The following is a 24,386-nucleotide window of genomic DNA, read 5'->3' on the forward strand; positions in this document are numbered from 1 at the left end:
CACGATTTTACTCACTGCCACCTCAAGGCAGCGCGTCTACCAATTCCGCCACGAGCGCTTTGGGGATGCCGGCTTAAGGCTTGAGGCCTGCCGGATCAACGGCGCCGATCTAACAAATCCATCAGAGGGGTACAAGCCTGCAAAGGCCCCGAATTCCACAAGCTTGGCAGGAAAGTTCGGCCCTCCGGCCCGGATCGGTCCTATGGGGGGCCGAGCCCTGCCCGCCCGGCCGCTACCGCGTGCCCCGGCCGCTAGCGTGTGCCCCGGCCGCTACCGCGTGCCGGTCGTGCGCGGCAGCATCTGCTTGACCTCGACCGCGATGCGGTTGCGGTCGACCAGCACGACGCCGGAGGCTATGGGGAGATTGTTGGCCAAAACCTTGACCTCGTCGGCCTCGGTTGCGTCCAGCTCGATGATGGCGCCGCGGGAAAGACGTAATACTTGATGGATCGGCATGGTGGTCGTCCCGAGGACGACCATGAGATCCACGGTGACTTTATCGAGTGTCGGCACTGTCATGACCACCGCAACTGGAGACTGGCATTTGCACCTGCGATCATCACCACGTTATGGTTAGCCAATGGTTAATTCACCTCAAAACCCCCGCCAGGACCAGCGCCAAGACCTCGATCTGACGTCGTTTTCCGCCACGGACGGCGTCCCCGTCGAATGGCGGATCTCGGACGCGCCGGTGCCCTATCCGGACGCCGTGGCCGCCATGGAGGCCCGAGTCGCGGAGATCGCGGCGGGCGAGGCGCCGGAACTGGTCTGGCTGCTCGAACACCCCCGCTCTACACCTCCGGTACCTCGGGCAAGGCCTCCGACCTGCTCGATCCCCGCTTCCCGACCTTTGCGACCGGACGCGGCGGCCAGCTCACCTATCACGGGCCCGGCCAGCGGGTGGCCTACATCATGCTCGACCTCAAGCGGCGCCGGCCGGACGTGCGGGCCTATGTCGCGAGCCTGGAGGAATTGATCCTGCGCACGCTCGCGGCCTTCAACGTCCGCGGCGAGCGGCGCGAGGACCGGGTCGGCGTCTGGGTCAAGCGGCCCGACAAGGGCGCGGAGCACGAGGACAAGATCGCGGCGATCGGCGTGCGGCTGAAGCGCTGGGTCTCGTTCCACGGCATCGCCATCAATGTCGAGCCGGAGCTTGCGCATTTCGCCGGCATCGTGCCCTGCGGCGTCGCCGATCCCCGCTACGGCGTCACCTCACTGGTCGATCTCGGCCAGCTCGTGACCATGGCCGATGTCGATATCGCGCTCCGGCAGGCGTTCGAAGAGCTGTTCGGACCGACGCATGCGCTGCTGCCGGAGGCGGCGGTCTAGAACTTTTTCTGTTCGAGCCTGACCGCGCGTTCTCCGCTCGCCGCGGAATCGGCTAGACTCGTTGCAGGTGCCGCCCACGCCTCCCCCTCCGCCGGGAAAGTACAGATCATGCCGGGCGATGCGATCATCGGACCGACTGTTCGAGCGCCAAGGCATAAGGAGGGATTGCGCTTCTGCTCGCAATGGGAGGTTCTGACGATGAGACTGTCTGCACCGATCTATCATCTGAAACGCAAGGCCAAGCGCTTGTCGCGCGAGCAAGGCATCCCGCTCCACGACGCGCTCGACCGCATCGCTACGGCGGAAGGGTTTTCCGCCTGGAGCATGCTCGCCGCGAAAGCCGCCGCAGCGACGCCTGCGAACCGGCTGTTTCCGCAATTCCGGCCGGGTGATCTGGTTCTGGTCGGGGCGCGCCCCGGTCAGGGCAAGACTTTGATGAGCCTCGAACTTGCGGTGGAGGCCATGAAGTCCGGCCATCGCGCCGCGTTCTTCTCGCTCGAATACACCGAGAGGGACGTGCTGGATCGCTTCCGGGCGATCGGCGCGAACCCGGCGGAGTTCGATCAGCTGTTCGAGGTCGATTGCTCCGACGCGATCAGCGCCGATTACGTCGTCAAGCAGATGGCGGCAGCTCCCCGCGGTACAGTCGTGGTGATCGACTATCTGCAGCTGCTCGACCAGAGGCGGGAAAATCCGGACCTGACCGTTCAGGTGCGCGCCCTGAAATCGTTCGCACGCGACAAGGGGTTGATCGTGGTCTTCATCTCGCAAATCGACAGATCCTATGACCCCTCGATCAAGCCATGCCCCGACCTCGACGATGTCAGGCTGCCCAACCCGCTTGATCTGAAGCTGTTCGACAAGACGTGCTTCATCAACAACGCCGCAGTTCAGTTCCGGGTGGCGAGCTGACGATCGGGCCGCGGGCGGGATGGCTCGCCCGCGGCCTACCTGCCTCACGCCGCCTACAGCGCAACCTCGAGCTTGCCGGCGATATAGCGGCGCTCCTGAGTCAGGCCGCCAAAGCCATAGGCATCGCCCTTGACCTCGTCGACATGGAGGTAGGTCTCGGGATGCAGCGGGCCGATTATGTCGGCCATCCGCTCGAACATCGCGGCGAGATAGGCCGCCTTCTCGTCCTTGGTGTTGGTGCCTTCGGTGACGTGGATGTCGATCCAGTAACTGGCGAGCTTTTGCTCGGCGAGCGATTGGCCTCCCGCGAACCAGTCGCTCGCGTCGACGGACTTGACGATGATAGCCGTCACCCTGGGATCCTTGTGCAGGATTTTTGCCGTGAGCTCGGACACGGCATTGGCGATGTCGGCCTTCAGCGACGGCGACCGGCGGGACGAGGCATAGGACACGGTGATCAGCGGCATGGTCGTTCTCCTCAAGATGCCGCGGGGTGTTCGCGCGACGTTGGAGAGAAGCTAGACCTTCCGCCGTCATTTTGGTATCTTATCCATATTGATACCAGTGATAATGAACTATTATGTCAGCCACCCTCGACATCGCCACCATCAAGGCCTTCCTGCTGGTCGCCGACCTCCAGAGCTTTACCCGCGCCGCGGAAGCGCTCGGCACCACGCAGGCGGCGGTCAGTCTCAAGCTGCAGCGGCTTGAAACCTTGCTCGCCAAGCGGCTCGTCGAGCGTTCGCCCCGCGCGGTCCGGCTCACCGCCGACGGCGCAGCCTTCCTGGATCGCGCGCGGGCGCTGATCGACGCGCATGACCGCGCGCTGTCGGGCGAAGCAGCGGCCGCGCAATCGCTCTCGCTCGGCATCTCCGACCATGCCGCGGGCCCCGAACTGGTGCCGCTGCTCGAACGCCTGCACGCGATGTCGGCGAACCTCACCCTCGCCGTCACCATCGGCTTCTCGCGCGAGATGCAGGATGCCTATGACGCAGGCCAGCTCGATGCGGTGATCGTCCGCCAGGAAGGCAGCCGGCGCGGCGGCGAGAAGTTGACTGAAGACGAGTTCGGCTGGTTCGCGTCAAGACGCCTCATCGTGCCGAAGGGCGAGGCGCTGCCGCTCGCCACGCTCGCCCCGCCCTGCGGCGTCCGCGCCATCGCCGTGCGCGCGCTCGACAAGGCCGGCATCGCCTGGCGTGAGCGCTTTGTCGGCGGCGGCGTCACGGCGGTGGTTGCGGCTACACTTGCCGGTCTCGCGATCGCGCCGCTGGCGCGGCGGATCGCGCCGCCCGGGCTGATCGATATCGGGCCTGCGCACAAGCTGCCCAAACTCGGCAGCTCGAAGGTGATGCTGCATTCGAAGGTCAGCGATCCCGCAAAACTCGCCGCGCTGCAGAATCATTGCGGCAACCTTCAGGCGTGTCGCGGCGTGACGCTGTGAGCCTTGGATCGGCCGGTGGTCAAACGGTCAAACCTCGCCCTGCTGCATACCGCCAGACGGAATTGCACAAAAATCCTTCAGAGGCGGGAACCAAACGGAACCTGTTGCGTTTGCACGGGTTGAGGCGGGGTCCCCGGATGGTTAAAAAACTAAGTCAACAGAGAGACTTGTTCGAAAGCGAACGGAGTTTCCGTCTGTTGGTTGAAGGCGTGGCCGATTACGCGCTCTATATGCTCGATCCCTCCGGAATCGTCACGAGCTGGAACATCGGCGGCGAGCGCATCAAGGGCTATTCGTCCGAGGAGATCGTCGGTCAGCATTTTTCCCGCTTCTACACCGAGACCGACCGCGCCAACGGCAGGCCGGCCCGCGCCCTTGGCATCGCCCGGGAGCAGGGCCGCTACGAGGAGGAAGGCTGGCGCGTCCGCAAGGACGGCACCTTCTTCTGGGCCAGCGTCGTGATCGACCCGATCTACGAGGACGACACCATCGTCGGCTTTGCCAAGATCACCCGCGACATCACCGAGCGCCGCAACACCCAACTCAAGCTCGAGGCGATGCAGACGCAACTCGCCGAGTCGCAGAAATTCGACGCGCTGGGCCAGCTCACCGGCGGCGTCGCGCACGATTTCAACAACCTCCTGATGATCATCAGCGGCAGCCTTCACATCCTGAAGAAGGGCACCAGGGACGACGCCAAGCTTCACCGCGCGATTTCGGCGATCGAGACCGCGACCAAGCGCGGCGCCGCGCTGACCGGCCAGCTCCTGAGCTTCGCGCGGCGGCAGAGCGTCAATCCGCAGGCGATCGATTTCGCCGAGCGCATCGGTTCGATCCGCGAGGTGCTCGACGCCGGCGTCGGCAGCTCCATTCGCCTTGCCTTCGACATCGACCACGGTCTCTGGCCGATCAGGACCGACGCTTCCGAGCTCGAAACGGCGCTGCTCAACCTCGTCATCAATGCCCGCGATGCGATGCCTGACGGCGGCACCGTGACAGTCAGCGCGCGCAATGTCGTGCTGGACGAGACGCTGCTGACCGGCGAGTTCGTCGCCATCGACATCGCCGACACCGGGCTCGGAATTCCCTCCGACGTCGTCGACAAGATCTTCGAGCCGTTCTTCACGACCAAGCCGATCGGCAAGGGCACCGGTCTCGGCCTGTCGCAGGTGCACGGCTTCGCGCATCAGGCCGGTGGCACCGTGAAGGTCGCAAGCGAGCTCGGCAAGGGCACCACCTTCACCGTCCTGTTGCCGCGTGGCACGGATGCGCCAGCGAAGGAGACGGCGGAGCCCGCGCCGTTCCGCGGCAGCGGCACGGTGCTGCTGGTGGAAGACAATCCGGATGTCGCGGTCGTCAGCATCGGGCTGCTTGAGCAGCTCGGCTACCGTGTCCGCCGCGTTCCAGACGCCGAGTCGGCATTGCGCGAGCTCGAGCACAACGGCGTCGACTTCGTGTTCTCCGACATCGTCATGCCCGGCAAGATGGACGGTCTCGGCCTCGCCCATTACCTGCGACAGATCCGTCCCGGCCTGCCGATCCTGCTCGCCACCGGCTACAGCGAGGCTGCCGCCGACGTGCGCGGCGATTTCCCGATCCTGCGCAAGCCGTATGAGATCCACGAGCTGAGCGAGGCCATCGCGAAGCTGCCGCGGTGAAGGTCGCTACACCGTCGGCAATACCGAGAACGCTTCCCCTGCCCGGCGCAGATTCAACTCGTCCACGCCAGCCGTCTCGCTGGTGACGCTGTCCACGCGCGACGACGGCGGCCCGTGGCGGCACAGGGCGACCATGTCGGCGACATGGTTCGGCGGACCCGCGAACAGCGCTTCGACGCTGCCGTCGCGGCGGTTGCGGACCCAACCTTCCAAACCGCACGTGACGGCCTGATACTCGACCCAGGCCCGGTAACCGACGCCCTGCACGCGGCCGCGGATCATGACCTGGAGGATCGCCTGGCTCATTTTTTCAATCCGAGCAGATCGGCGCTGCGCGCCTTGACGTCGGCCTCGCGCATGACGCGGTTTGTCAGCTCCGACGACGGCAATCCCTCGAGCGCCTTCGGCGACGCACCCTCGCGCAACGCCTTCTGCGTCTGGTAGACGGCCTGCATCGCGGCGGCGATCGGCGCGTGGCCCTGGAGGGCGATGCGCACGCGCTGGCCGGCGAGATAGTCGAGCGCGTTCATGTCCTCCGGCGCGCCGCCGAGCACGATCGGAAGATGCGTCGCAGCCGCGACCTCCTCGAGCTCGGCGCGTGACTTGATGCCGGTGAAGAACAGTGCATCGACGCCGGTCGCCTCATAAGCCCTGGCGCGGCGGATCGCGTCCTCGATCGAGGTGATGGAGGCAGCTCCAGTGCGACCCATGATCACCAGCGAGGAATCGCCTCGACCGTCGAGCGCAGCCTTCATCTTGCCGACGCCCTCTTCCAGCGAGATCAGTTGCGCCTTTGCTTCGCCAAAGGCGGCCGGCAGCAGCGTGTCCTCGATGGTGAGGCCGGCAGCACCCGCGGTCTCCAGCTCCTGCACGGTACGTCGCACATTGAGCGCGTTGCCGTAGCCGTGATCGGCATCGACCAGCACCGGCAAGCTTGCGGCGCGCGACATCCGCCGCATCTGCTCGGCAAGCTCGGTGAGCGTGATCAGCGTAATATCGGGGTCGCCGAGCACCGCGAGCGAGGCCACCGAGCCGCCGAACATGCCGAGCGGGAAACCGAGGTCTTCGGCGATGCGGATCGAGATGGCGTCGTAGACCGAGCCGGGGTGGACGCAAGTCTCGCCCGACAGGATGGAACGCAGTTTCTCGCGGCGGGAACGGAAGGCCATGGTTGCTGTCTCGGCTGTTGCAATGTTGTCGCAACATACTCCGTCATTGCGAGCGAAGCGAAGCAATCCAGAATCTTTCCGCGGAAGCACACTGGATTGCTTCGTCGCGAAGGGCTCCTCGCAATGACGGGTGCTTTGGGGGTAGACCGCCTGCCCCACTCACACGCCTACGCAAACTCCAGGATCAGCGCGTCCACCGCGAGCGTCGCGCCGGCGCTGGCGTGGATCTTCTTCACGGTGCCGTCCTGCTCGGCGCGGAGCACGTTCTGCATCTTCATGGCCTCGACCACCGCGAGCGTCTCGCCGGCCTTGACCTCCTGCCCCTCGGTCACCGCGATCGAGACGATGAGCCCGGGCATCGGGCACAGCAGCTTCTTTCCGGTGTCGGCGGCCGTCGTCACCGGCATCAGCCGGGCCGACGCGGCTTCCGCCTCGGTCCAGACATAGACCGGGACCTCGACGCCCTGATGCGCGAGGCGAATGCCGTTGGCGATCGGGCGCGCCTGCACGGCGACGATATGACCATCGATGGTGCCCTGCCAGACCGGATCGCCGGGCTTCCAGGCCGACTGCAACAGATGTGCGTTGCCGGCCTTGCCTTCGGCGTCGATGAAACGGATCGCGATCGCGTCGCCCTCACGGGCGACCTCGAGCAAGATCTCCTGGCGGTCGAGCCAGACCGCGCGGCGCCGCTCGCGCTGCACGACGCGGCCGCCCATCTGTCCCGAGATCTGCCGCTTGCGCTCGCCGAGCACGTGATCGATGGCGGCGCCGACCGCAGCGATCCGCCGTGCGACCTCGCCTTCGGGCATGCGTACGGCAAAGCCTTTGGGAAACTCCTCGGCGATGAAGCCGGTCGACAGATTGCCCTCGCGCCAGCGCGGATGATGCATCAGCGCCGACAGGAACGGGATGTTGTGCCTGATCCCGTCGACGTAGAACGAGTCCAGCGCGGTCGCCTGCGCCTCGATCGCGGCGGCGCGCGACGGCGCATGGGTGACGAGCTTGGCGATCATCGGGTCGTAATGGATCGAGATCTCGCCGCCCTCCTGCACACCGGTGTCGTTGCGCACGGTGATGCCGTCCTTGCTGACTTCCGCCGGCGGGCGGTATTTCACCAGGCGCCCGATCGAGGGCAGGAAGTTGCGGAAGGGATCCTCGGCGTAGAGGCGCGATTCCACGGCCCAGCCCTTCAGCGAGACGTCCTTCTGCGCGATCGCGAGCTTCTCGCCGGCGGCAACGCGGATCATCTGCTCGACGAGATCGACGCCGGTGACGAGCTCGGTGACGGGATGCTCGACCTGGAGGCGCGTGTTCATCTCCAGGAAGTAGAAGCTCTTGTCCTGCCCCGCGACGAACTCGACGGTGCCGGCAGAGTCGTAGTTCACGGCCTTGGCCAATGCGACCGCTTGCTCACCCATCTTGCGGCGGGTGGCCTCATCGAGCAGCGGCGACGGCGCTTCCTCGATGACCTTCTGGTTGCGGCGCTGGATCGAGCATTCGCGCTCGCCGAGATAGATGACGTTGCCGTGCTTGTCGCCCAGCACCTGGATCTCGATGTGGCGGGGATCGACGATGAACTTTTCGACGAAGACGCGGTCGTCGCCGAACGAGGCCTTCGCTTCCGCCTTGGCGAGATTGAAGCCCTCGGCGACCTCGGCCCTCGAATGCGCGATGCGCATGCCCTTGCCGCCGCCGCCGGCGGAAGCCTTGATCATCACGGGATAGCCGATCTCGTCGGAGATCTTGACCGCATGCTTGTCGTCCTCGATGACGCCGAGATAGCCCGGCACGGTCGAGACCTTGGCCTTGGCGGCGGCTTTCTTGGATTCGATCTTGTCGCCCATCGCGGCGATCGCGCCCGGGTTAGGGCCGATGAAGACGATGCCGGCCGCTTCAAGGGCGCGCGGAAATGCCTCGCGCTCGGACAGGAAACCGTAGCCGGGATGCACCGCCTCGGCGCCCGTCTTGCGGCAGGCCTCGACGATCTTCTCGATCACCAGATAGCTCTCGGCCGCAGCGGGCGGCCCGATCAGCACGGCCTCATCGGCCATCTCGACATGGAGCGCATCGCGGTCGGCCTCGGAATAGACCGCAACCGTCTGAATTCCCATACGGCGCGCGGTCTTGATGACCCGGCAGGCGATTTCGCCGCGATTGGCGATCAGGATCTTCTTGAACATGTTTTTCTTGAATCTCGACCTTGGGCGGGACCCTTCCCTGGCCGCTGGGGCCGTTCGGACGGGCCGTGTGCCCCCCGTGGTACATCAAAATAGGCCGGAGGCAACGGTCTAAATCCGGCTCCTCTGGCGTACCAGCGCAAGACCGGAGCCTGCCCGGCAAGCCCTTGGGCGGCTTACGGCTTCCCGGGCTTGGGCATGTCCGTTGAGGTGCCCTTGGACGTACCATTGGGCTTGCCCTTGGCCACGTCCCGGACCAGGCCATGGATGAAGCCGAGCTTGGCGACCACGGCCGGCGACAGGATGAAGGGATAGAGGTCGCGCACACCCATCGCGCGGTTGACGCTGTTCATGGCGAAGGTGAAGGGCAGCCATGCGTTGACGATCGCCTCGACGTCCCGGGCTTCGTAGGGATTGAAACGAATGCGCGCCGTCAACTCCCCGTCGCGGTCGACCTTGGGGCGCACCTCCATGCCGAACTCCGAGGCCATCTCCAGGGTATCGACGATGTGGAGGTAGTGCGCCCAGGTCTCGGCGAAGTCTTCCCAGGGGTGGGTCGTGGCATAAGCCGAGACGTAGTTCTGCTGCCAGTCCGCCGGCGCGCCTTCGGCATAATGGCGCTGCAACGCCTGGCCGTAATCGACCGAATCGTCGCCGAACACGGCGCGGCAGTCGTCCAGCTTGCCGCCGTCACGCACCAGCACGTCCCAGAAATAGTGTCCGACCTCGTGGCGGAAATGCCCGAGCAGCGTCCGGTAGGGCTCCCCATCTCCAGCCTGCGCCGCTCGCGCTCAATGGCGTCCGTCTCGGTGAGCGCGATCGTGATCAGGCCGTTGTCATGCCCGGTCAGGATTTTCTGACCGCTGCTCGGATCGTCGGCGAGGAAGTTGAAGATGAGGCCGTGCTCGGGGTTCTCCTGCCGGGTCTGGAGCGGCAGTTTCCAGCGGATCAGGGAGTAGAACAGCCGGTGCTTGGCCACCTCCAGCTCGCGCCAACCGACGAGCTGCGCGGGGTCGGACAGATCAGGCACGATGCCGTTGTGGCGGCAGGCGCGGCAATAGCCGGTGCTGTCGTCCGTGTCTGTCAGCCAGTTGCAGGAATCATACTCCGCGTTCCGGCACAGCATCCGCCCGCGGCCCTTGTCGGCAAGCGTGGCCCAGCCCTCCCCGTCGGGCTCGAGCGCCGACATCGTCTCCTGCTCCGGCAGGAAGGCGACACGGTGGCCGCAGCGTTCGCAGACGCGGTTCTCGAAATAGAGGACGTTGCCGCAGGACTGGCAGACAAAGAGCTTCAAGATTTAGCCTCTTCGGAAACAGAGTTTTATCAATGAGAGTTGTGACGCCTCGCAAAGACGCGTCCGCGGACGCATCGTTCCAATCTTTGGAACAAATATCCAGACCCGGCGTTGGCTGATCGGACTTTACCGCGTTCGGGCTGGCCGCGGACCTTTTCCGACAATTCATTCCCCTTTGAGCAATGGCTATCACGCTTCGTCTGTGTGAATATCCCTCCGGCACGTGCGCTCCCGCATCACAACGGCCGACGCCTTGAACGATTCTTCGCCCGACACCACCGCCGCCGAAAGGCTGCGCCAACACCTCGACGACATCGCGCGCCAGCGCGACGACGCCTATCGCGCGCTCCAGGAGCGTGAGGCGGAGCTGGCGCGGATCCAGCGCATCGGCAAGGTCGGCGGGCTCGAGGTCGACTTCCGCGAGGGCTTCAAGAACCGCCGCTCGCCCGAATATCTGATGCTCCATGGGCTGCCTCCTGAGGCCGCCGACGAGACCCACGAGAACTGGGTCAACCGCATTCACCCCGATGACCGCGACGCGACGGTCAAGCATTTCCTCGAAGCGCTGGCGGGGACCAGCGAGGATTACACAGCCGAATACCGCATCATCCGCCCGAGCGACGGCGAGACCCGCTGGATCCGCGTCGTCGCCAAGATCGAGCGTGGCGGCGACCGGCGCGCCATCCGACTCGTCGGCGCCCATATCGATATCACCGACCAGATGCTGGTGCGCGAAACGCTGCGCGAGAGTGAGGAGCGCTTCCGGCTGATCGCCGACAGCGCGCCGGTGCCGATCTGGGTCACCAAGCTCGACCGCACGCGCTCCTTCGCCAACCAGGCCTATGTCGACTTCGTCGGCCTGCCGTACGACGAGGCCATCGTCTTCGACTGGCGCAAGGTGCTGCATCCCGACGACCTGCCGCACGTGCTGCAGCAGTCCGTCCAGGGCGAAGCCTCGCTGAAACCGTTCGTGCTGGAAGCGCGCTACAAGGACGCCGATGGCGAGTGGCGCTGGCTGCGCTCGGAATCGCAGCCGCGCTGGGATCCGACCGGCAAGCATATCGGCTTCATCGGTGTCGCCCACGACATCACCGTCGCCAAGCAGGCCGAGATCGAGCTGCGGCGGCTCAACGAGACGCTGGAGGAGCGCATCGCCGAGCGCACCGCCGAGCTCGAATCGAACGAGGCGCGGCTGCGCGCGATCCTGGGAACCAGCAACCAGTACCAGGGCCTGGTCAATCTCGAGGGCGAATTGCTCTATGCCAACAAGACTGCGCTCGACGGCATCAAGGCGAGCTCTGCCGATGTGATCGGCAAGCCGTTTTGGGACACGCCCTGGTTCACCGGGACGCCAGGCATGAGCGCAACCGTGCGTGAAGCCTTCGACACCGTGCTGAAAGGCGAAGCGGTGCGGATGGAGATACGATTGCGGCTTCCGGTCGGCGAGCGCGATTTCGAGTTCGGCATGCGTCCGGTGCTCGACCGCCAGGGCAACATCACCGGCGCCGTCCCGGAACTGGTCGACATCACCGAACGCCGCCGCGGCGAGGAAGCGCTGCGCCAGTCTCAGAAGATGGAGGCGATCGGCCAGCTCACCGGCGGCGTCGCACACGATTTCAACAATCTCCTCACCATCATCCGTTCGGCCACAGACTTCCTGCGCCGGCGTGAGCTGCCGGAGGAGCGCCGCCGCCGCTATGTCGATGCCATCTCCGACACCGTCGAGCGTGCCTCCAAGCTGACCGCGCAGCTTCTGGCTTTCGCGCGCCGGCAGCCTCTGAAGCCGCAGATATTCAACGTCGGCACCCAGGTCGAGGGCGTGGCGCAGCTGGTCCGCCCCCTGGTCGGCGGCCGCATCGAGATCGTCGTCGAGATCGACGATGCCGATTGCTTCACCGTCGCCGACATCGCGCAATTCGAGACCGCATTGATCAACCTCGCGATCAACGCCCGCGACGCCATGGACGGCGAAGGCTGCCTGACCATCGCCGTGCGCAAGGTCGATGGCATACCGGGGCTTCGCGCACAGTCGGCGCGCGGCGGCGACTATGTCGCGATCTCCGTCGCGGATACCGGCAGCGGCATCGCGCCTGAAAATATCGACGCCATCTTCGAGCCGTTCTTCACCACCAAGGAAGTCGGCAAAGGCACCGGCCTCGGCCTCAGCCAGGCGTTCGGTTTCGCAAAGCAGTCCGAGGGCGACATCGCGGTGACGAGCACGCAGGGCAAGGGCGCGACCTTCACCATCTACCTGCCGCAGGCGCAGAGCCCTGCCGCCGAGAAAGAAGCAGCGGCGCTGATCAGCGAGGCCGCCACGACGGGGCGCGGCTATCGCGTGCTGGTGGTCGAGGACAATGACGATGTCGGCCAGTTCTCGACCGAGCTGCTGGAAGATCTCGGCTATGTCGTCCGCCGCGTCGCCAATGCCAGTGCCGCGCTCGCGATCCTCGGAGAAGACGAATTCGCCGTCGACCTCGTCTTCTCCGACGTCATCATGCCCGGCATGAACGGCGTCGAGCTCGCCGGCATCATCCGCGAGCGCTATCCGGGTCTCCCGGTCGTGCTCACCTCCGGCTACAGCAACGTGCTCGCCGAAAACGCCCATCGCGGCTTCGAGCTGATCCAGAAGCCGTATTCGGTGGAGTCCCTGTCGCGCATCCTGCGCAAGGCGATCAGCGAAAAGCTGTCGGTGGCAAGGTGACACGCTCTTTGCTGCCGCGGCTGGATCGGAATCGGCCTCCTCGGCGGCGGCGCGGTGCTGCTGGCGGTGAGACCTTGAGGCACCGATTCCGAAACCGCGCGTTCTAGCTGCATGCGTTCACTCCGCGCTCGATTGCTCGCGCTCTGGATCATGCTGGTGGTATCAGGTGTCGCCACCGGCTATCTGCTGTTCGAATCCTTTCAGCAGACGGCGAACGCCCGGCTGGCCCGATCCGAAGAGCTGGTGGCCCGCGCCTGCCGCGACCTCGCCGATCGCTACCAGTTCTTCGTCGCGGGCTGGGGCGGCGGACCGATCGACAATCAATTGAAGCAGCAACTGGCACTCGTCGCCCAGACCGCGCTCGCGGGCGCACCCGGCGTCGAGGGCGGCGTCTGGCAGGCTGACGAAGGCTCCCTCGCCTACGCTTTCCCGACCTATGAAGGCACCGGACCGAAAACCGACCTTCCGTCGGCCGAGCTCAACACCATTCGCGATGTCAACGCCGAAGCCCTGCGATCGGGGCGCGCGATGTCGATCCGGCAATCCGGCCGGTCGCAGGTCTTGATCGTGCATGCCTGCCCGTTGCGCGGTCCGCTGGCAGGGGTGACCGGATGGACCATGACCCGCGCCTATACGTCGGAAGGCCCCGCTTACAATCAGTTGCTGTCCGGCCTCATTCTGCTTGCCCTGACCATTTTCGGTTCGGCCGCGTGGCTCGCACGCGTGCTCTACGTCTGGTCGCGCAAGATCAACCAGATCGAAACGGCCCTGGACGACCGTCGCGAGGGCACAATCGATCTGCCGCGGCTGGCGCGGACAGGAGCTTCCGAGCTGGACCGGTTGGTCGATGCGCTCAACAGCACCGGCGAGCGCCTGTCGCTGGAGCGCCGCCGCGCTGCTGCGGCCGAGCGGCTCGCAGCGCTCGGCCGCATGTCGGCCGGCCTCGCCCATGAAATCCGCAACCCTATCGCCGCCATGCGCTTGAAGGCCGAGAACGCGCTGGCCGTCGGCGATGGCTCGCGCAGCGAAGCGGCTCTGAACGCCATCCTCCTGCAGGTCGACCGGCTCGACGTGCTGCTGCGCGATCTGCTCGAGATGACACAAGCTCGGGAGCCCAGGCTCGCGGAGGTCGATCTCGAGACGTTCCTGGCGCGAACGGTCGAGAGCCACCGCGACCTCGCTGCATCCATGGGCATCGCCCTCACCGCGGGAACCGGGCCCGCATCCTCGCCGTTACCGCAACTGGATCCATCACAGATGCAGCGTGCCCTCGACAATTTGATCATCAATGCCATTCAGAATACCCCGGCCGGCGGGACAATAGCCGTACACGCCAGCAGGCGGGATGACAGCTTGGTGCTGCGGGTGGAAGACACCGGCCCCGGCATCGCCGAAGACGTGCGCGAGCGCCTTTTCGAACCGTTCGTCACCGGGCGCGCTGACGGCACCGGTCTTGGACTTGCCATCGTTCGCGAAATCGCTCGAAACCATCACGGGCATGTTCGCCTGCTCCGCGGCGTCGGCGGCGCGGTCTTCGAGATCGAGGTGCCATGGCGACGGTCCTGATCGTCGACGACGACGCCGCGCTGCGCGAGGCTCTCGCTGAAGCGCTCGCCGACCTCGGCCACACAACCCGCCTCGCGGCATCCGGCCGAGAGGGCCTCGCCGCACTCGACGGCGAAGTCGACGTCGTACTGCTCGACCTGCGCATGCCCGGCGGCATGGATGGCATCGAGGTGCTTCGGCGGATACGCGCGCACACAAACGCACCGCCTGTCGTGGTGCTGACGGCCTTCGCCAGCGCCGCCAACACGATCGAGGCGATGCGCCTCGGAGCCTTCGATCACCTCAGCAAGCCGATCGGACGCGCCGAGTTGAAAGAGCTGCTGTGCCGCCTGCCCGAGCGCACGCCCATGGTCGGCGGCCCGGATGCCGATACCGAGGACGGCTTGATCGGATCGAGCGAGCCGATGCGCAATGTACAGAAAGCGATCGGGCTTGCCGCCGACAGCAACGCCATCGTGCTGATTCTCGGCGAGACCGGAACCGGCAAGGAGCTTGTGGCGCGTGCGCTTCACGTCCACGGCAAGCGGAAGGATGGCCCTTTCATCGCGGTCAATTGTGCCGCGATCCCTGAAGACCTGCTCGAGGCGAGTTGTTCGGTCACGTCAAGGGGTCCTTCACGGGCGCGACCTCGGACCGCGCCGGCGCCTTTCGCGACGCAGCCAACGGCACGTTGTTCCTCGACGAGATCGGCGACATGCCGCTTGCCATGCAGGCGAAGATCCTGCGCGCTTTGCAGGAGCAGGTGATTACGCCGGTCGGCGGCAAGCCCGTGCGCACCAATGCGCGTGTCATTGCCGCCACCCACCGCGATCTCTCCAGGCTGGCGGCCGCGGGTGAATTTCGTGAGGACCTCTATTACCGGCTCAATGTGCTCCAGATCGCGATTCCGCCACTGCGCGATCGCGCGGGAGACATCCTGCCGCTCACCCGGCATTTCCTGGCCCGCACGGCCGCGAGCGGCAGCCGACACAAGCATCTCAGCCAGGCTGCGATCGACAAACTGCAGCGCCATTCTTGGCCTGGCAATGTCCGCGAGCTCCGCAACGTGATCGAACGCGCCTGTATCATGACGCGCGGAAACGTCATCGGGCCCGACGACATCGATACCAGCGCAAGCGAGATACCAACGGACCTCGCCGCGTCCGATGCGGATCTCCCCGCAGCCGTCGCGCAGCTCGAGAAGACGATGATTGCACGTGCGCTGGATGCCTGCGCCGGCAACCGTACCGAGGCGGCGCGCCGTCTCAACATCAACCGCCAGCTCCTCTACACGAAGATGCAGCGCTACGGCCTTGCCGAGGTGTCAGAAAAGCTGACGGACGGCGTCGGGAAAGACGACGACTGACGGCTGCATCTTCCGGATTTTCTCTTTCCTTTCAATGATTTCGTGGCTGGCATGTCGCTTGCTGAAGTGATTGCAGGCGACCAAGGTCGCGAAATCGAAAGGATCAGTTCGATGAAGATGACACGCATGCGCGCGCTGTTCTGCTTGCTGCTCGCCACGACGGCGATCGGCGGCGGCGCGACCGCCTATTCACAGGCAAGGGACTCGATGTGGGATTCCTCACAGCTTCCGGAGTCACGCGGAACCGTCAAGCAATATACGCTGACACCGCGCGGCGACGTTGACGGCGTCATTCTCACTGATGGCACCGAAGTAAAGCTGCCGCCCCATCTCACCGCCCAGATCGTGTTTGCGATCCGCCCCGGCGACAACGTCTCGATCCGGGGCTTGCGCGCCCGCGCCATGCCGCTGCTCGACGCAGCCTCGATCACCAACATCGCGACCGGCAAGAGCGTCGTTGACAACGGTCCGCCGGATCGGCGTGCCGGCAATGACGATCAGGTCATCAGCGGCAAAATCGCGGCGCTGTTGCACGGCAAGCGCGGCGAAGTGAACGGCGCGCTGCTCGACGACGGGACCACGCTCCGCCTGCCGCCGCCGGAGGCCGAACGCCTGCAAGACCAGTTGCGCCAGGGTCAGACCATCTCCGCGCGCGGTGACGTTCTCGATACCGCGCTCGGCAAGGTGGTCGACGTTCGCGCCATCGGCGCGTCGCCGGAGCAGATGACCGAGCTACGCGGCCCGCGGCCGCCCGGGCCCAAGGATGGACCGAAGGATGGGCCGGACCGTCGGGGACCGCCGCCGCCTCCCGGCTTCGGCCCGCCGCCGCCCCCGCCGCCGCGCGGCTGAAGCTCATACAAACCGAAACAGACAGACAGGACACCAATATGCATTGGATCGATCCCGACAGCCTGCCGGAGACCGCAGGCACCTTCGAGCGCTTCGTGCTCAATCCCCATGGCGAGGTCGACGGCTTCGTCATGCAGGACAAGAAAGCCCGCATCCTGGTCCATGCGCCGCCGCACGTGGAAAAGGAGCTGACTCGCCATCTCAAGCAAGGCGATAAGGTCCGCGTGCGCGGCGTGCGTCCTCGCGGCGCCGAGCTGCTCGCCGCCGTTTCTGTGACCACCTCCGGCGGACGCGAGATCGTGGACAACGGTCCGGACCACGACCGCGAGCATCCGAAGGTGAAGCACACACCGATGTCGGCCAAAGGCGAGGTCGAGCTGTCGCTGTTCGGCCCCAGGGGCGAGCTGCGCGGCGCGCTCCTGTCCGACGGCACGGTGCTGCGCGTCGGCCCGAAGGAAGCCGAGCACGTCGCCGCCCTGCTCGCCCCCGGCGCACAGCTCGCGGCCCGGGGTGACGGCCTTCAAACCAGGCACGGACGTGTGATCCATGTCGAGGAAATCGGCTCGCACGAGGATCGGCTGAAGCGGGTCAGGAAACCGAAGGACAAGAAGCCGAAACACGGTCACCGCGAAGACGCTCGCGCGGCTTGATACGAGGCGAAGGCGAGGAAGCAAACCATCATGTCCGACAATGGCGAAAAGACCCGTGCCGGCCGCGCGCTGGATGCCGCCAATTTCTTCCTCGCCGACGTCCGCGACGGGCTCGGGCCCTATCTCGCCGTCTATCTCCTCACCGAGCAGCACTGGAATGAGGCGCGCATCGGCCTCGTGATGTCGATCGCGACCATCGCCGGCATCGTGGCGCAGACGCCCGCGGGCGCGCTGGTCGATGCGACGCGGGCGAAGCGGACGGTGATGGCGGTTGCGGCCATCATGGTGACGCTGGCATCGCTGGCGTTGCCGCTGTTTCCAAGCTTCGCACCGGTTGCGATATCGCAAGGGATCGCACAGGCCGCCGGTGTCGTTTTCCCGCCTGCAATCGCCGCCGTCTCGCTCGGCATCTTCGGCCATGCCGCCTTCACCCGGCGGATCGGCCGCAACGAAACCTTCAATCACGCCGGCAATGCGGTCGCAGCCGGGCTCGCAGGACTCTCCGCTTATTGGTTCGGCCCGACCGTCGTGTTCTACCTCCTCGGCGCCATGGCGATCGCGAGCCTGGTCAGTATCCTCGCAATCCCCGAAGGCGCCATCGATCACGACCTTGCCCGCGGGCTCGATGGTGCGGACGCAGGAGTCAGCAGGAGCAGCCGTCCGGCTTCGCGGTTCTGGCGACCTGCCGTCCCCTCCTGGTGTTCGCGATCTGTGCCCTGCTCTTCCATCTCGCCAATGCAGCCATGCTGCCGCTGGTCGGGCAGAAGCTCGCGCTCCAAGACAAGAACACGGGGACGAGCCTGATGTCCGCCTGCATCGTTGCCGCGCAACTGGTGATGGTGCCGTTCGCAATGCTGGTCGGCGCCAAGGCGGATTCCTGGGGCCACAAGCGCTTCTTCCTTGCAGCGCTCCTGATCCTGCCGCTGAGAGCGGCGCTCTACACGCTCTCGGACGATCCATTCTGGCTGGTCGGCGTGCAGCTGCTCGATGGCGTCGGCGCCGGCATCTTCGGCGCGATCTTCCCCGTCATCGTCGCCGACCTCATGCGCAACACCGGCCGCTTCAACGTCGCGCAAGGGGCGGTCATCACCGCCCAGAGCATCGGGGCCGCACTGTCGACGACGCTCGCCGGCTTCGTCGTGGTCGGCGCCGGCTACAGCGCGGCGTTCATCACGCTCGGCGCAGTTGCCGCCGTCGGCGCCGTCGTCTGCTTCCTCGCATTGCCCGAGACGCGGCATGATGCAGATGACGGCCGGCGCCCGCGGGGAAGACAGCGGCGTCCGCATCCGCTATCGCTGCTGAATGAAATTATTGCATTTCAAGGACTGAACGTGCTGTCTGACGCTATCTGGGCCTGGAGCATCATCGCCGCCGCGACCGCAGGCGTCATCATCCGGCCGTTTCGCTTGCCCGAGGCAATCTGGGCCGTGCTCGGCGCCGTGGCGCTGGTGCTGCTCGGCTTCCTGCCCTGGCGGGATGCGCTTGTCGGCATCGAGAAGGGCGTCGACGTCTATCTCTTCCTGATCGGCATGATGCTGATCGCCGAGCTGGCGCGGCTCGAAGGCCTGTTCGACTATCTCGCCGCCCTCGCGGTCGAATATGCGGCCGGATCGCCGCAGCGGCTGTTCCTGCTGATCTATATCGTCGGCACGGTCGTGACCGTGCTGCTCTCGAACGATGCCACCGCGATCGTGCTGACGCCCGCCGTCTATGCGGCGACGCGCGCCGCGGGCGCCAAGCCGCTGCCTTATCTGTTCGTCTGCGCTTTCATTGCGAACGCCGCGAGCTTCGTGCTGCCGATCTCCAATCCGGCCAATCTGGTCGTGTTCGGCGCCCACATGCCGCAGTTGACGGAATGGCTGCGCCTGTTCGCACTGCCGTCGGCGGCCTCGATCCTGCTGACCTACATCGTGCTGCGCCTGACCCAGCACCGCGCGCTGAAGGAAGAGACGATCGCGCGCAGCGTGCCGCACCCGAAACTCGGCCGCGGCGGCAAGTTGACCGCGCTCGGCATCGTCGCCATCGGCGTCGTGCTGGTCACCGCCTCCGCGCTGGACAAGCAGCTCGGCCTGCCGACCTTCATTTGCGGCGTGGCGACGGCAGCGATCGTGCTGCTCATCGGCCGGCAATCGCCCCTGCCCGTGCTGCGCGGCGTGTCCTGGAGCGTGCTGCCGCTGGTCGGCGGCCTCTTCGTCATGGTGGAGACGCTGGTGAAGACCGGCGTGATCGGGCAGCTGAGCGCGCTGCTCAACGAGGCCGTCGCCCAATCGATCCCGAAGGCGGCCTGGAGCGTGGGGATCGCGACCGGTGTCGCCACCAACATCGCCAACAATCTGCCCGTCGGACTCGTCGCAGGCTCCGTCGCCGCCGGAGATCATCTGCCCGCGCCCGTCGTCAGCGCCATCCTGATCGGCGTCGATCTCGGACCCAACCTGTCGGTCACGGGCTCGCTCGCCACCATCCTCTGGCTGGTCGCGCTGCGGCGGGAGAAGATCGAGGTCGGCGCCTGGCCGTTCCTCAAGCTCGGCATGCTGGTGACGCCGCCCGCTTTGATCGCGGCACTCGCGGCCGCGATCAGGTAATCGCGCGCAGTTTGCGGCGCATCAATGTCGCCGGCTGATGCGGACCTATACTCCAACTTATCGCGCAGACCGATATCGCGCGGCAAGGAGGTCCATCATGCAGATCCAGTCGAAGGCATTGCCGCAGAGCTTTTCCCTACGCCGCTCGCTTCGCAGCTTAACCGCAACCGACCGAGGCCGGGCTGAGACGTTCCATCCCCTGCTGATCGTCTCGGTCGTGGTGCTGCTGACCCTGTTCGCGATCGTGCAAATCGACCTGCACAGCGCCCAGCTTCAGGCGATCGGCCTGCTCAGCCATGGCACCGGGATCGATCCCGTTTTCCTGAGCCCATAGAGCCCGATCGCGGCCATGACGGCCGCGACCGAGTATCTTGCATCGTCAGTCGTTCTCGTAACCGTAGACTTCCGGCAGGATGAAGATTGCGGCGAGCAATCCGATCAGCGGGAAGATCGCGACCATCAGCGTGGCATTGGCCTGCCCGATGGCGGCGAACACCGTCGGGAACAGGAAGATCGCCAGGAACGACGGCAGCTTCACGAACATGTAGGCGAAGCCGCTGGCGGTGCCGCGGTACTTCGGCTTGGCGACCATGGTCGGGATCGTCATGCAGTTCGACGCGTCCCAGTAATGGCCCCACAACATCGCGGCTGCCGCGAACGGCAGCAGGATCTTGTTGTCGGTGTAGAGCGCGAACGCCGCGACCAGCAGCGAGACCAGCACGATCGAGAAGCCCGCGATCGAGATGCCGCGGTGGCCGATCTTCGGCGTCAGCAGCGGACCGACCCAGCCCGACAGCGCGGCGAAGGAGAACAGCGCCATCGTCACCAGATTGATGCCCAGAATGCTGGACACGCCGACCATGACAAAGAGCACCGGCAGATAGAACGCGAAGGTCGAGAACTCGCTGGCTTGCACGAAGCAGGCGATCCAGCCGTAGATCGTGGCGCGCCAGCGGATCGGATCCGTCCTGAGATCGGCGATGAAGGCGCTGGTAGAAACCTTCGGCATCACCACGTCCTGATCCGGCAGCATGGCGAGATCGTCGTTGAACATCTCGCGCGCGACCTTCTTGGCCTCGCGGTAACGTCCCTTCTGCACCAGCCACACCGCCGTCTCCGGCACGTCGTGACGCATGATCAGGATGATCAGCGCCGGCAGCGCACCGAGGCCGAGCGTGACGCGCCACAGCGTCTCGTGGTTGATGTCGAGCAGCAGGAAGATCACGATGACGCCGATGGTCAGCACCTCTCCGACGGCGAACATGAACTGCCAGCGATTGCCCATGACCTCGCGTTCACCCTTGGCCATGGATTCCATGATGTAGGTGTAGCCGGTCGAGATGTCCGAGCCGAGCGGGATGCCGAGCAGGAAGCGGATTACGATCAGCCATGTCACGTTCGGCACGAAGGCCTGCGCCAGCGCCAACACGATGAACATCACCATCGTGACCAGGAACATCACGCGGCGGCCGATCTTGTCGGAGAGCCAGCCGCCGAGCAGCGCGCCGATCAGGGCGCCGCCCTGGGTGCCGGCGGCGGCAAGGCCGAGCATCAGCGGATCGGGATTGTACTGCTCCTTGATGAAGATCAGCACGAAGGCGATCGAATAGAGGTCCCAGGCCTCGACCAGGATCGAGGCCATCATCAGCCAGCCGACCTTGTTGCCCTTGGGACTGTAATTCGTGATGAGGTAGCGGACCGCGGCTTCGCTCGCGGTCGGTTGTGGCATCGCCATCGTTGACATTTTCTTGGGTCCTTTCTTCGAAATTCTCTACGCGCCCAGCAGCGGCTCGATGCTGCAATCGAGCAGACGCGGATCGATTCCCGCCTCCATGCCCGTGAACATCTGGTCCATGTAGTCGATCAGCGCATCGCTCGCCTTCACGGCGTCCTCGACGTGGCGGCCGGCGACCGCACTGAGGATGGCGAGGTGGCGATCAATCGTGCCTGACAGCTCGGCCTGTCCCGGCATGAAGCGGTGGTGGATGTAGCCGATGCGGCGGTACAGCGTGTGCAGCGGCCGCAGCGTGTGCACCAGGAAGGGCTCGCCGGCCGCTTCCAGCACCAGTGCGTCGATGCGGCGATCGATGCTGTTGAACTCGTCGAGGGTCAGGCTGCCGCGGCGCTCGCGCAAGACACGCTCGATGTGCAGCGCCTGATTGCGATGCGAGAGGCTGGCGCGATCGGCCGCAAGCCGGACGACGAAGCGCTCCATGTCGCGGCGCAGGGCCAGCAGCATGCGTTCGCGGGCGAGATCGATCGGCGCGATGTGCAGGCCATGACGCGGACGGATGATGATGAGCGTGTCGGCGGACAGACGATTGACCGCGTGATGCACCGGCGTGCGCCCGAAGCCGGTGATGTGCTGCAATTCCAGCATCGTCATGAATTGTCCGGGCTTGAGCTCGCAATGAACAAGGAGCTCTTCGATCTTCTGATAGGCCAGCTCGAAGAAATTGAGCCGGTTGCGCCGCGAGGGCTTGCCCTCGCCGTCGTCGTCGTTTCTCACCACCTCGAGCGCGCGCTTGCGCTTTGCCATGTCGTTCTCTCCCGTCGGCCCGCGCTCTCGTTGCTGGATGGCGCCCTAGTTGCCGCAGCCTTAAAACATGTTGTGATATATTACAAGCAGAGGTAAGACTTCCCGCGATCTGCGACATGTTGCAGTGCGAAATGAGGCGGCGGGCGCGAGGCGCCTGTGACGGGAGGACAATGGTCGTGAAAATCACGTCGATCGAAACGCTGCGTACCGAGGAATTCTCCAACGTCATCTGGGTGCGCGTTCACACCGACACGGGCTTGATCGGTCTCGGCGAGACCTTCTACGGCGCGGGCGCGGTCGAGGCGCAGATCCACGACACCTTTGCCGGCCGCCTGCTCGGCCGTAATCCCCTGCACATCGAAGCCATCCATCGCGACATGCTCAACCTGCCGATGGCGCAGTCCTCGACCGGCGTCGAATATCGCGCGGCCTCCGCCATCGACATCGCGCTGTGGGACCTGTTCGGCAAGGTCTGCAAACAGCCGGTGCACCAGATGCTCGGCGGCCTCTGCCGCGACAAGCAGCGCATCTACAACACCTGCGCCGGCACGCAATATGTCCGCTCGACCAATATCAGCCCGGTGTCGAACTGGAATCTCGGCGCGTCCAAGGGACCGTACGAAGATCTCGACGGCTTCATGAACCACGCCGATGCACTGGCCGAAAGCCTGCTCGAAAGCGGCATTTCGGCGATGAAGATCTGGCCGTTCGATCCGGCCGCGCAGGAGAACAAGGGCCTCTACATCACCGCAGCCCAGATGAAGCAGGCGATCGAGCCGTTCGAAAAAATCCGAAAAGCCGTCGGCGACAAGATGGAGATCATGGTCGAGCTCCACTCGCTCTGGAACCTGCCGACCGCCAAGCAGATCGCGCGCGCGCTCGAGCCCTACAAGCCGACCTGGTACGAAGACCCGATCCGCATGAACTCGCCGCAGGCGCTGGCAGAATATGCGCGCTCGACCGACGTTTGGGTCTGCGCCAGCGAGACGCTGGGCTCGCGCTTCCCCTACAAGGACATGCTCGACCGCGACGCCATGCATGTGGTGATGGCCGATCTGTGCTGGACCGGCGGCCTCACCGAGGGCCGCAAGATCGCGGCGATGGCCGAGACCTATCACCGGCCCTTCGCGCCGCATGATTGCATCGGCCCGATCGGCTTCATCGCCGCCATCCACATGTCGTTCAGCCAGCCCAACACGCTGATCCAGGAATCGGTGCGCGCCTTTTACAAGGGCTGGTACAATGAACTCGTGACCACGATGCCGACGATCAAGGACGGCTTTGTCTATCCGATGGAAGGACCTGGCCTCGGCGTCGACCTCCTGCCCGCGGTGTTCGATCGCAGCGATCTCACCGTGCGCCGTTCCAACGTCTGAGGATTATTTGAGATGACCACCGCTTTGTTCGACCTCTCCGGCCGCACCGCACTCGTGACCGGCTCCTCCCGCGGCCTCGGCCGCGCCATCGCCGAGGGCATGGCCAAGGCCGGCGCGAAGATCATCATCAACGGCGTCGACCCCAACCGCGTCGAACAGGCCGTCGCCGAGTTTCGCGCTGCCGGCCATCAGGCCGAGGGCGCCGCGTTCAACGTCACCGACGAGCCCGCGATTGTCGCCGCCTTCGACGACTTCGACAAAAAGGGCATTGCGGTCGACATTCTCGTCAACAATGCGGGCATCCAGCACCGCAAGCCGCTGGTCGAGTTCACCACCGAAGAATGGCGCAAGGTGATCGAGACCAACCTCACCAGCGCCTTCGTGATCGGCCGCGAGGCGGGCAAGCGCATGATCCCGCGCAAGTACGGCAAGATCATCAATATCGGCTCGCTCGGCAGCGAGCTCGCCCGCCCGACGATTGCGCCCTACACCGCCGCCAAGGGCGGCATCAAGAACCTCACCCGCTCGATGGCGGTGGAATGGGCCCAGCACGGCATCACCGCCAATGCGATCGGTCCCGGCTACATGCTGACCGATATGAACGAGGCGCTGGTCAACAACACCGATTTCAACAATTGGCTGATGGGCCGCATCCCCAGCAAGCGCTGGGGCAAGCCGGACGAACTGGTCGGCGCGGCAATCTTCCTTGCGTCGGATGCCTCCACCTATGTCAACGGCCAGATCATCTATGTCGATGGCGGCATGATCGCCGCGATGTAATCGCGAAACGCTGAG

18 protein-coding genes and 4 pseudogenes are annotated in these 24,386 nt (G+C 65.3%); 14 read left to right on the plus strand and 8 right to left on the minus strand.

Annotated features, from left to right (window positions below; translation table 11 throughout):
• Positions 1 to 270: 270 nt before the first annotated feature.
• Positions 271 to 513: a FliM/FliN family flagellar motor switch protein gene (locus ACQ86E_RS00005; RefSeq protein ID WP_028154983.1), complete on the minus strand. Its 243-nt coding sequence runs from the start codon at positions 511 to 513 to the stop codon at positions 271 to 273.
• 67 nt (positions 514 to 580) lie between these two features.
• On the opposite strand from ACQ86E_RS00005, the pseudogene lipB reads away from it, so the two are divergent.
• Both lipB and ACQ86E_RS00015 read left to right on the plus strand, forming a co-directional pair.
• A pseudogene (gene lipB, locus ACQ86E_RS00010) lies at positions 581 to 1,329 on the plus strand (lipoyl(octanoyl) transferase LipB).
• Between the two features lie 198 nt (positions 1,330 to 1,527).
• On the plus strand, positions 1,528 to 2,241 hold the full coding sequence (locus ACQ86E_RS00015; RefSeq protein WP_431203688.1) for a DNA helicase: 714 nt from the start codon (positions 1,528 to 1,530) through the stop codon (positions 2,239 to 2,241).
• 53 nt (positions 2,242 to 2,294) lie between these two features.
• On the opposite strand, the gene ACQ86E_RS00020 is transcribed toward ACQ86E_RS00015, so the two are convergent.
• Complete coding sequence (locus ACQ86E_RS00020; RefSeq protein WP_431203689.1) at positions 2,295 to 2,708, minus strand: tautomerase family protein; 414 nt, start codon at positions 2,706 to 2,708, stop codon at positions 2,295 to 2,297.
• Between the two features lie 113 nt (positions 2,709 to 2,821).
• On the opposite strand from ACQ86E_RS00020, the pseudogene ACQ86E_RS00025 reads away from it, so the two are divergent.
• Together ACQ86E_RS00025 and ACQ86E_RS00030 are read left to right on the plus strand one after the other, a co-directional pair.
• A pseudogene (locus ACQ86E_RS00025) lies at positions 2,822 to 3,674 on the plus strand (LysR family transcriptional regulator).
• A 145-nt stretch (positions 3,675 to 3,819) separates the two neighbouring features.
• Complete coding sequence (locus ACQ86E_RS00030) at positions 3,820 to 5,340, plus strand: ATP-binding protein (protein WP_431203690.1); 1,521 nt, start codon at positions 3,820 to 3,822, stop codon at positions 5,338 to 5,340.
• Positions 5,341 to 5,346: 6 nt separating this feature from the next.
• On the opposite strand, the gene ACQ86E_RS00035 is transcribed toward ACQ86E_RS00030, so the two are convergent.
• The 4 genes and pseudogenes from ACQ86E_RS00035 to ACQ86E_RS00050 form a co-directional block, all read right to left on the minus strand.
• The gene (locus ACQ86E_RS00035) at positions 5,347 to 5,646 is read right to left on the minus strand and encodes an acylphosphatase (RefSeq protein WP_431203691.1); all 300 of its coding nucleotides are present in this window, start codon (positions 5,644 to 5,646) and stop codon (positions 5,347 to 5,349) included.
• On the minus strand, positions 5,643 to 6,509 hold the full coding sequence (locus ACQ86E_RS00040; RefSeq protein WP_431203692.1) for an isocitrate lyase/PEP mutase family protein: 867 nt from the start codon (positions 6,507 to 6,509) through the stop codon (positions 5,643 to 5,645). The genes ACQ86E_RS00035 and ACQ86E_RS00040 overlap by 4 nt, the downstream gene beginning before the upstream one ends.
• A 167-nt stretch (positions 6,510 to 6,676) precedes the next feature.
• Complete coding sequence (locus ACQ86E_RS00045; protein ID WP_431203693.1) at positions 6,677 to 8,692, minus strand: acetyl-CoA carboxylase biotin carboxylase subunit; 2,016 nt, start codon at positions 8,690 to 8,692, stop codon at positions 6,677 to 6,679.
• Positions 8,693 to 8,865: 173 nt separating this feature from the next.
• Positions 8,866 to 9,983: pseudogene (locus ACQ86E_RS00050) on the minus strand (zinc-binding metallopeptidase family protein).
• Between the two features lie 223 nt (positions 9,984 to 10,206).
• Here ACQ86E_RS00050 and ACQ86E_RS00055 point away from each other — a divergent pair.
• The 8 genes and pseudogenes from ACQ86E_RS00055 to ACQ86E_RS00090 all read left to right on the plus strand — a co-directional run bounded on the left by ACQ86E_RS00055 (position 10,207) and on the right by ACQ86E_RS00090 (position 20,010).
• On the plus strand, positions 10,207 to 12,684 hold the full coding sequence (locus tag ACQ86E_RS00055) for a PAS domain S-box protein (RefSeq protein WP_431203694.1): 2,478 nt from the start codon (positions 10,207 to 10,209) through the stop codon (positions 12,682 to 12,684).
• Between the two features lie 111 nt (positions 12,685 to 12,795).
• Positions 12,796 to 14,250, plus strand: coding sequence for a sensor histidine kinase (locus tag ACQ86E_RS00060; RefSeq protein WP_431203695.1), 1,455 nt, complete (start codon positions 12,796 to 12,798; stop codon positions 14,248 to 14,250).
• Positions 14,235 to 15,595: pseudogene (locus ACQ86E_RS00065) on the plus strand (sigma-54-dependent transcriptional regulator). The gene ACQ86E_RS00060 and the pseudogene ACQ86E_RS00065 overlap by 16 nt, the downstream one beginning before the upstream one ends.
• Positions 15,596 to 15,706: 111 nt before the next feature.
• A complete protein-coding gene (locus tag ACQ86E_RS00070) occupies positions 15,707 to 16,444 on the plus strand; it encodes a hypothetical protein (RefSeq protein WP_431203696.1) in 738 nt (245 codons plus the stop codon).
• A gap of 38 nt (positions 16,445 to 16,482) precedes the next feature.
• Complete coding sequence (locus ACQ86E_RS00075) at positions 16,483 to 17,094, plus strand: hypothetical protein (RefSeq protein ID WP_431203697.1); 612 nt, start codon at positions 16,483 to 16,485, stop codon at positions 17,092 to 17,094.
• Positions 17,095 to 17,124: 30 nt separating this feature from the next.
• Positions 17,125 to 17,898, plus strand: coding sequence for an MFS transporter (locus tag ACQ86E_RS00080; protein ID WP_431203698.1), 774 nt, complete (start codon positions 17,125 to 17,127; stop codon positions 17,896 to 17,898).
• The gene (locus tag ACQ86E_RS00085) at positions 17,838 to 19,676 is read left to right on the plus strand and encodes an SLC13 family permease (RefSeq protein ID WP_431203699.1); all 1,839 of its coding nucleotides are present in this window, start codon (positions 17,838 to 17,840) and stop codon (positions 19,674 to 19,676) included. Before ACQ86E_RS00080 ends, ACQ86E_RS00085 begins: the two co-directional genes overlap by 61 nt.
• Positions 19,677 to 19,773: 97 nt before the next feature.
• Positions 19,774 to 20,010: a hypothetical protein gene (locus ACQ86E_RS00090; RefSeq protein WP_431203700.1), complete on the plus strand. Its 237-nt coding sequence runs from the start codon at positions 19,774 to 19,776 to the stop codon at positions 20,008 to 20,010.
• A gap of 45 nt (positions 20,011 to 20,055) precedes the next feature.
• Here ACQ86E_RS00090 and ACQ86E_RS00095 read toward each other — a convergent pair whose 3' ends face one another.
• Positions 20,056 to 21,420 carry an MFS transporter gene (locus ACQ86E_RS00095; protein ID WP_431203701.1) on the minus strand — a complete coding sequence of 455 codons (1,365 nt, stop codon included), beginning with the start codon at positions 21,418 to 21,420 and terminating at the stop codon, positions 20,056 to 20,058.
• Between the two features lie 27 nt (positions 21,421 to 21,447).
• Positions 21,448 to 22,215 (minus strand): GntR family transcriptional regulator, encoded by a 768-nt coding sequence (locus tag ACQ86E_RS00100; RefSeq protein ID WP_431203702.1) that lies wholly within the window; start codon positions 22,213 to 22,215, stop codon positions 21,448 to 21,450.
• Between the two features lie 176 nt (positions 22,216 to 22,391).
• On the opposite strand from ACQ86E_RS00100, the gene ACQ86E_RS00105 reads away from it, so the two are divergent.
• Positions 22,392 to 23,591 (plus strand): mandelate racemase/muconate lactonizing enzyme family protein, encoded by a 1,200-nt coding sequence (locus ACQ86E_RS00105; RefSeq protein WP_431206635.1) that lies wholly within the window; start codon positions 22,392 to 22,394, stop codon positions 23,589 to 23,591.
• Positions 23,592 to 23,603: 12 nt separating this feature from the next.
• Entirely contained in the window at positions 23,604 to 24,371 is a 768-nt protein-coding gene (locus tag ACQ86E_RS00110; protein ID WP_431203703.1) for an SDR family oxidoreductase, read from the plus strand.
• The last annotated feature ends 15 nt before the right edge of the window (positions 24,372 to 24,386 follow it).

It is taken from the genome of Bradyrhizobium betae (genome assembly GCF_050632175.1).
GTDB classification, from domain to species: domain Bacteria; phylum Pseudomonadota; class Alphaproteobacteria; order Rhizobiales; family Xanthobacteraceae; genus Bradyrhizobium; species Bradyrhizobium betae_B.

Coding starts and splice junctions, on each gene's coding strand:
- ACQ86E_RS00015 (WP_431203688.1), top strand. CDS start 1,528: ATGAGACTGTCTGCACCGATCTATCATCTGAAACGCAAGGCCAAGCGC.
- ACQ86E_RS00020 (WP_431203689.1), bottom strand. CDS start 2,708: ATGCCGCTGATCACCGTGTCCTATGCCTCGTCCCGCCGGTCGCCGTCG.
- ACQ86E_RS00030 (WP_431203690.1), top strand. CDS start 3,820: ATGGTTAAAAAACTAAGTCAACAGAGAGACTTGTTCGAAAGCGAACGG.
- ACQ86E_RS00035 (WP_431203691.1), bottom strand. CDS start 5,646: ATGAGCCAGGCGATCCTCCAGGTCATGATCCGCGGCCGCGTGCAGGGC.
- ACQ86E_RS00040 (WP_431203692.1), bottom strand. CDS start 6,509: ATGGCCTTCCGTTCCCGCCGCGAGAAACTGCGTTCCATCCTGTCGGGC.
- ACQ86E_RS00045 (WP_431203693.1), bottom strand. CDS start 8,692: ATGTTCAAGAAGATCCTGATCGCCAATCGCGGCGAAATCGCCTGCCGG.
- ACQ86E_RS00060 (WP_431203695.1), top strand. CDS start 12,796: ATGCGTTCACTCCGCGCTCGATTGCTCGCGCTCTGGATCATGCTGGTG.
- ACQ86E_RS00070 (WP_431203696.1), top strand. CDS start 15,707: ATGAAGATGACACGCATGCGCGCGCTGTTCTGCTTGCTGCTCGCCACG.
- ACQ86E_RS00075 (WP_431203697.1), top strand. CDS start 16,483: ATGCATTGGATCGATCCCGACAGCCTGCCGGAGACCGCAGGCACCTTC.
- ACQ86E_RS00080 (WP_431203698.1), top strand. CDS start 17,125: ATGTCCGACAATGGCGAAAAGACCCGTGCCGGCCGCGCGCTGGATGCC.
- ACQ86E_RS00085 (WP_431203699.1), top strand. CDS start 17,838: ATGCTGCCGCTGGTCGGGCAGAAGCTCGCGCTCCAAGACAAGAACACG.
- ACQ86E_RS00090 (WP_431203700.1), top strand. CDS start 19,774: ATGCAGATCCAGTCGAAGGCATTGCCGCAGAGCTTTTCCCTACGCCGC.
- ACQ86E_RS00095 (WP_431203701.1), bottom strand. CDS start 21,420: ATGTCAACGATGGCGATGCCACAACCGACCGCGAGCGAAGCCGCGGTC.
- ACQ86E_RS00100 (WP_431203702.1), bottom strand. CDS start 22,215: ATGGCAAAGCGCAAGCGCGCGCTCGAGGTGGTGAGAAACGACGACGAC.
- ACQ86E_RS00110 (WP_431203703.1), top strand. CDS start 23,604: ATGACCACCGCTTTGTTCGACCTCTCCGGCCGCACCGCACTCGTGACC.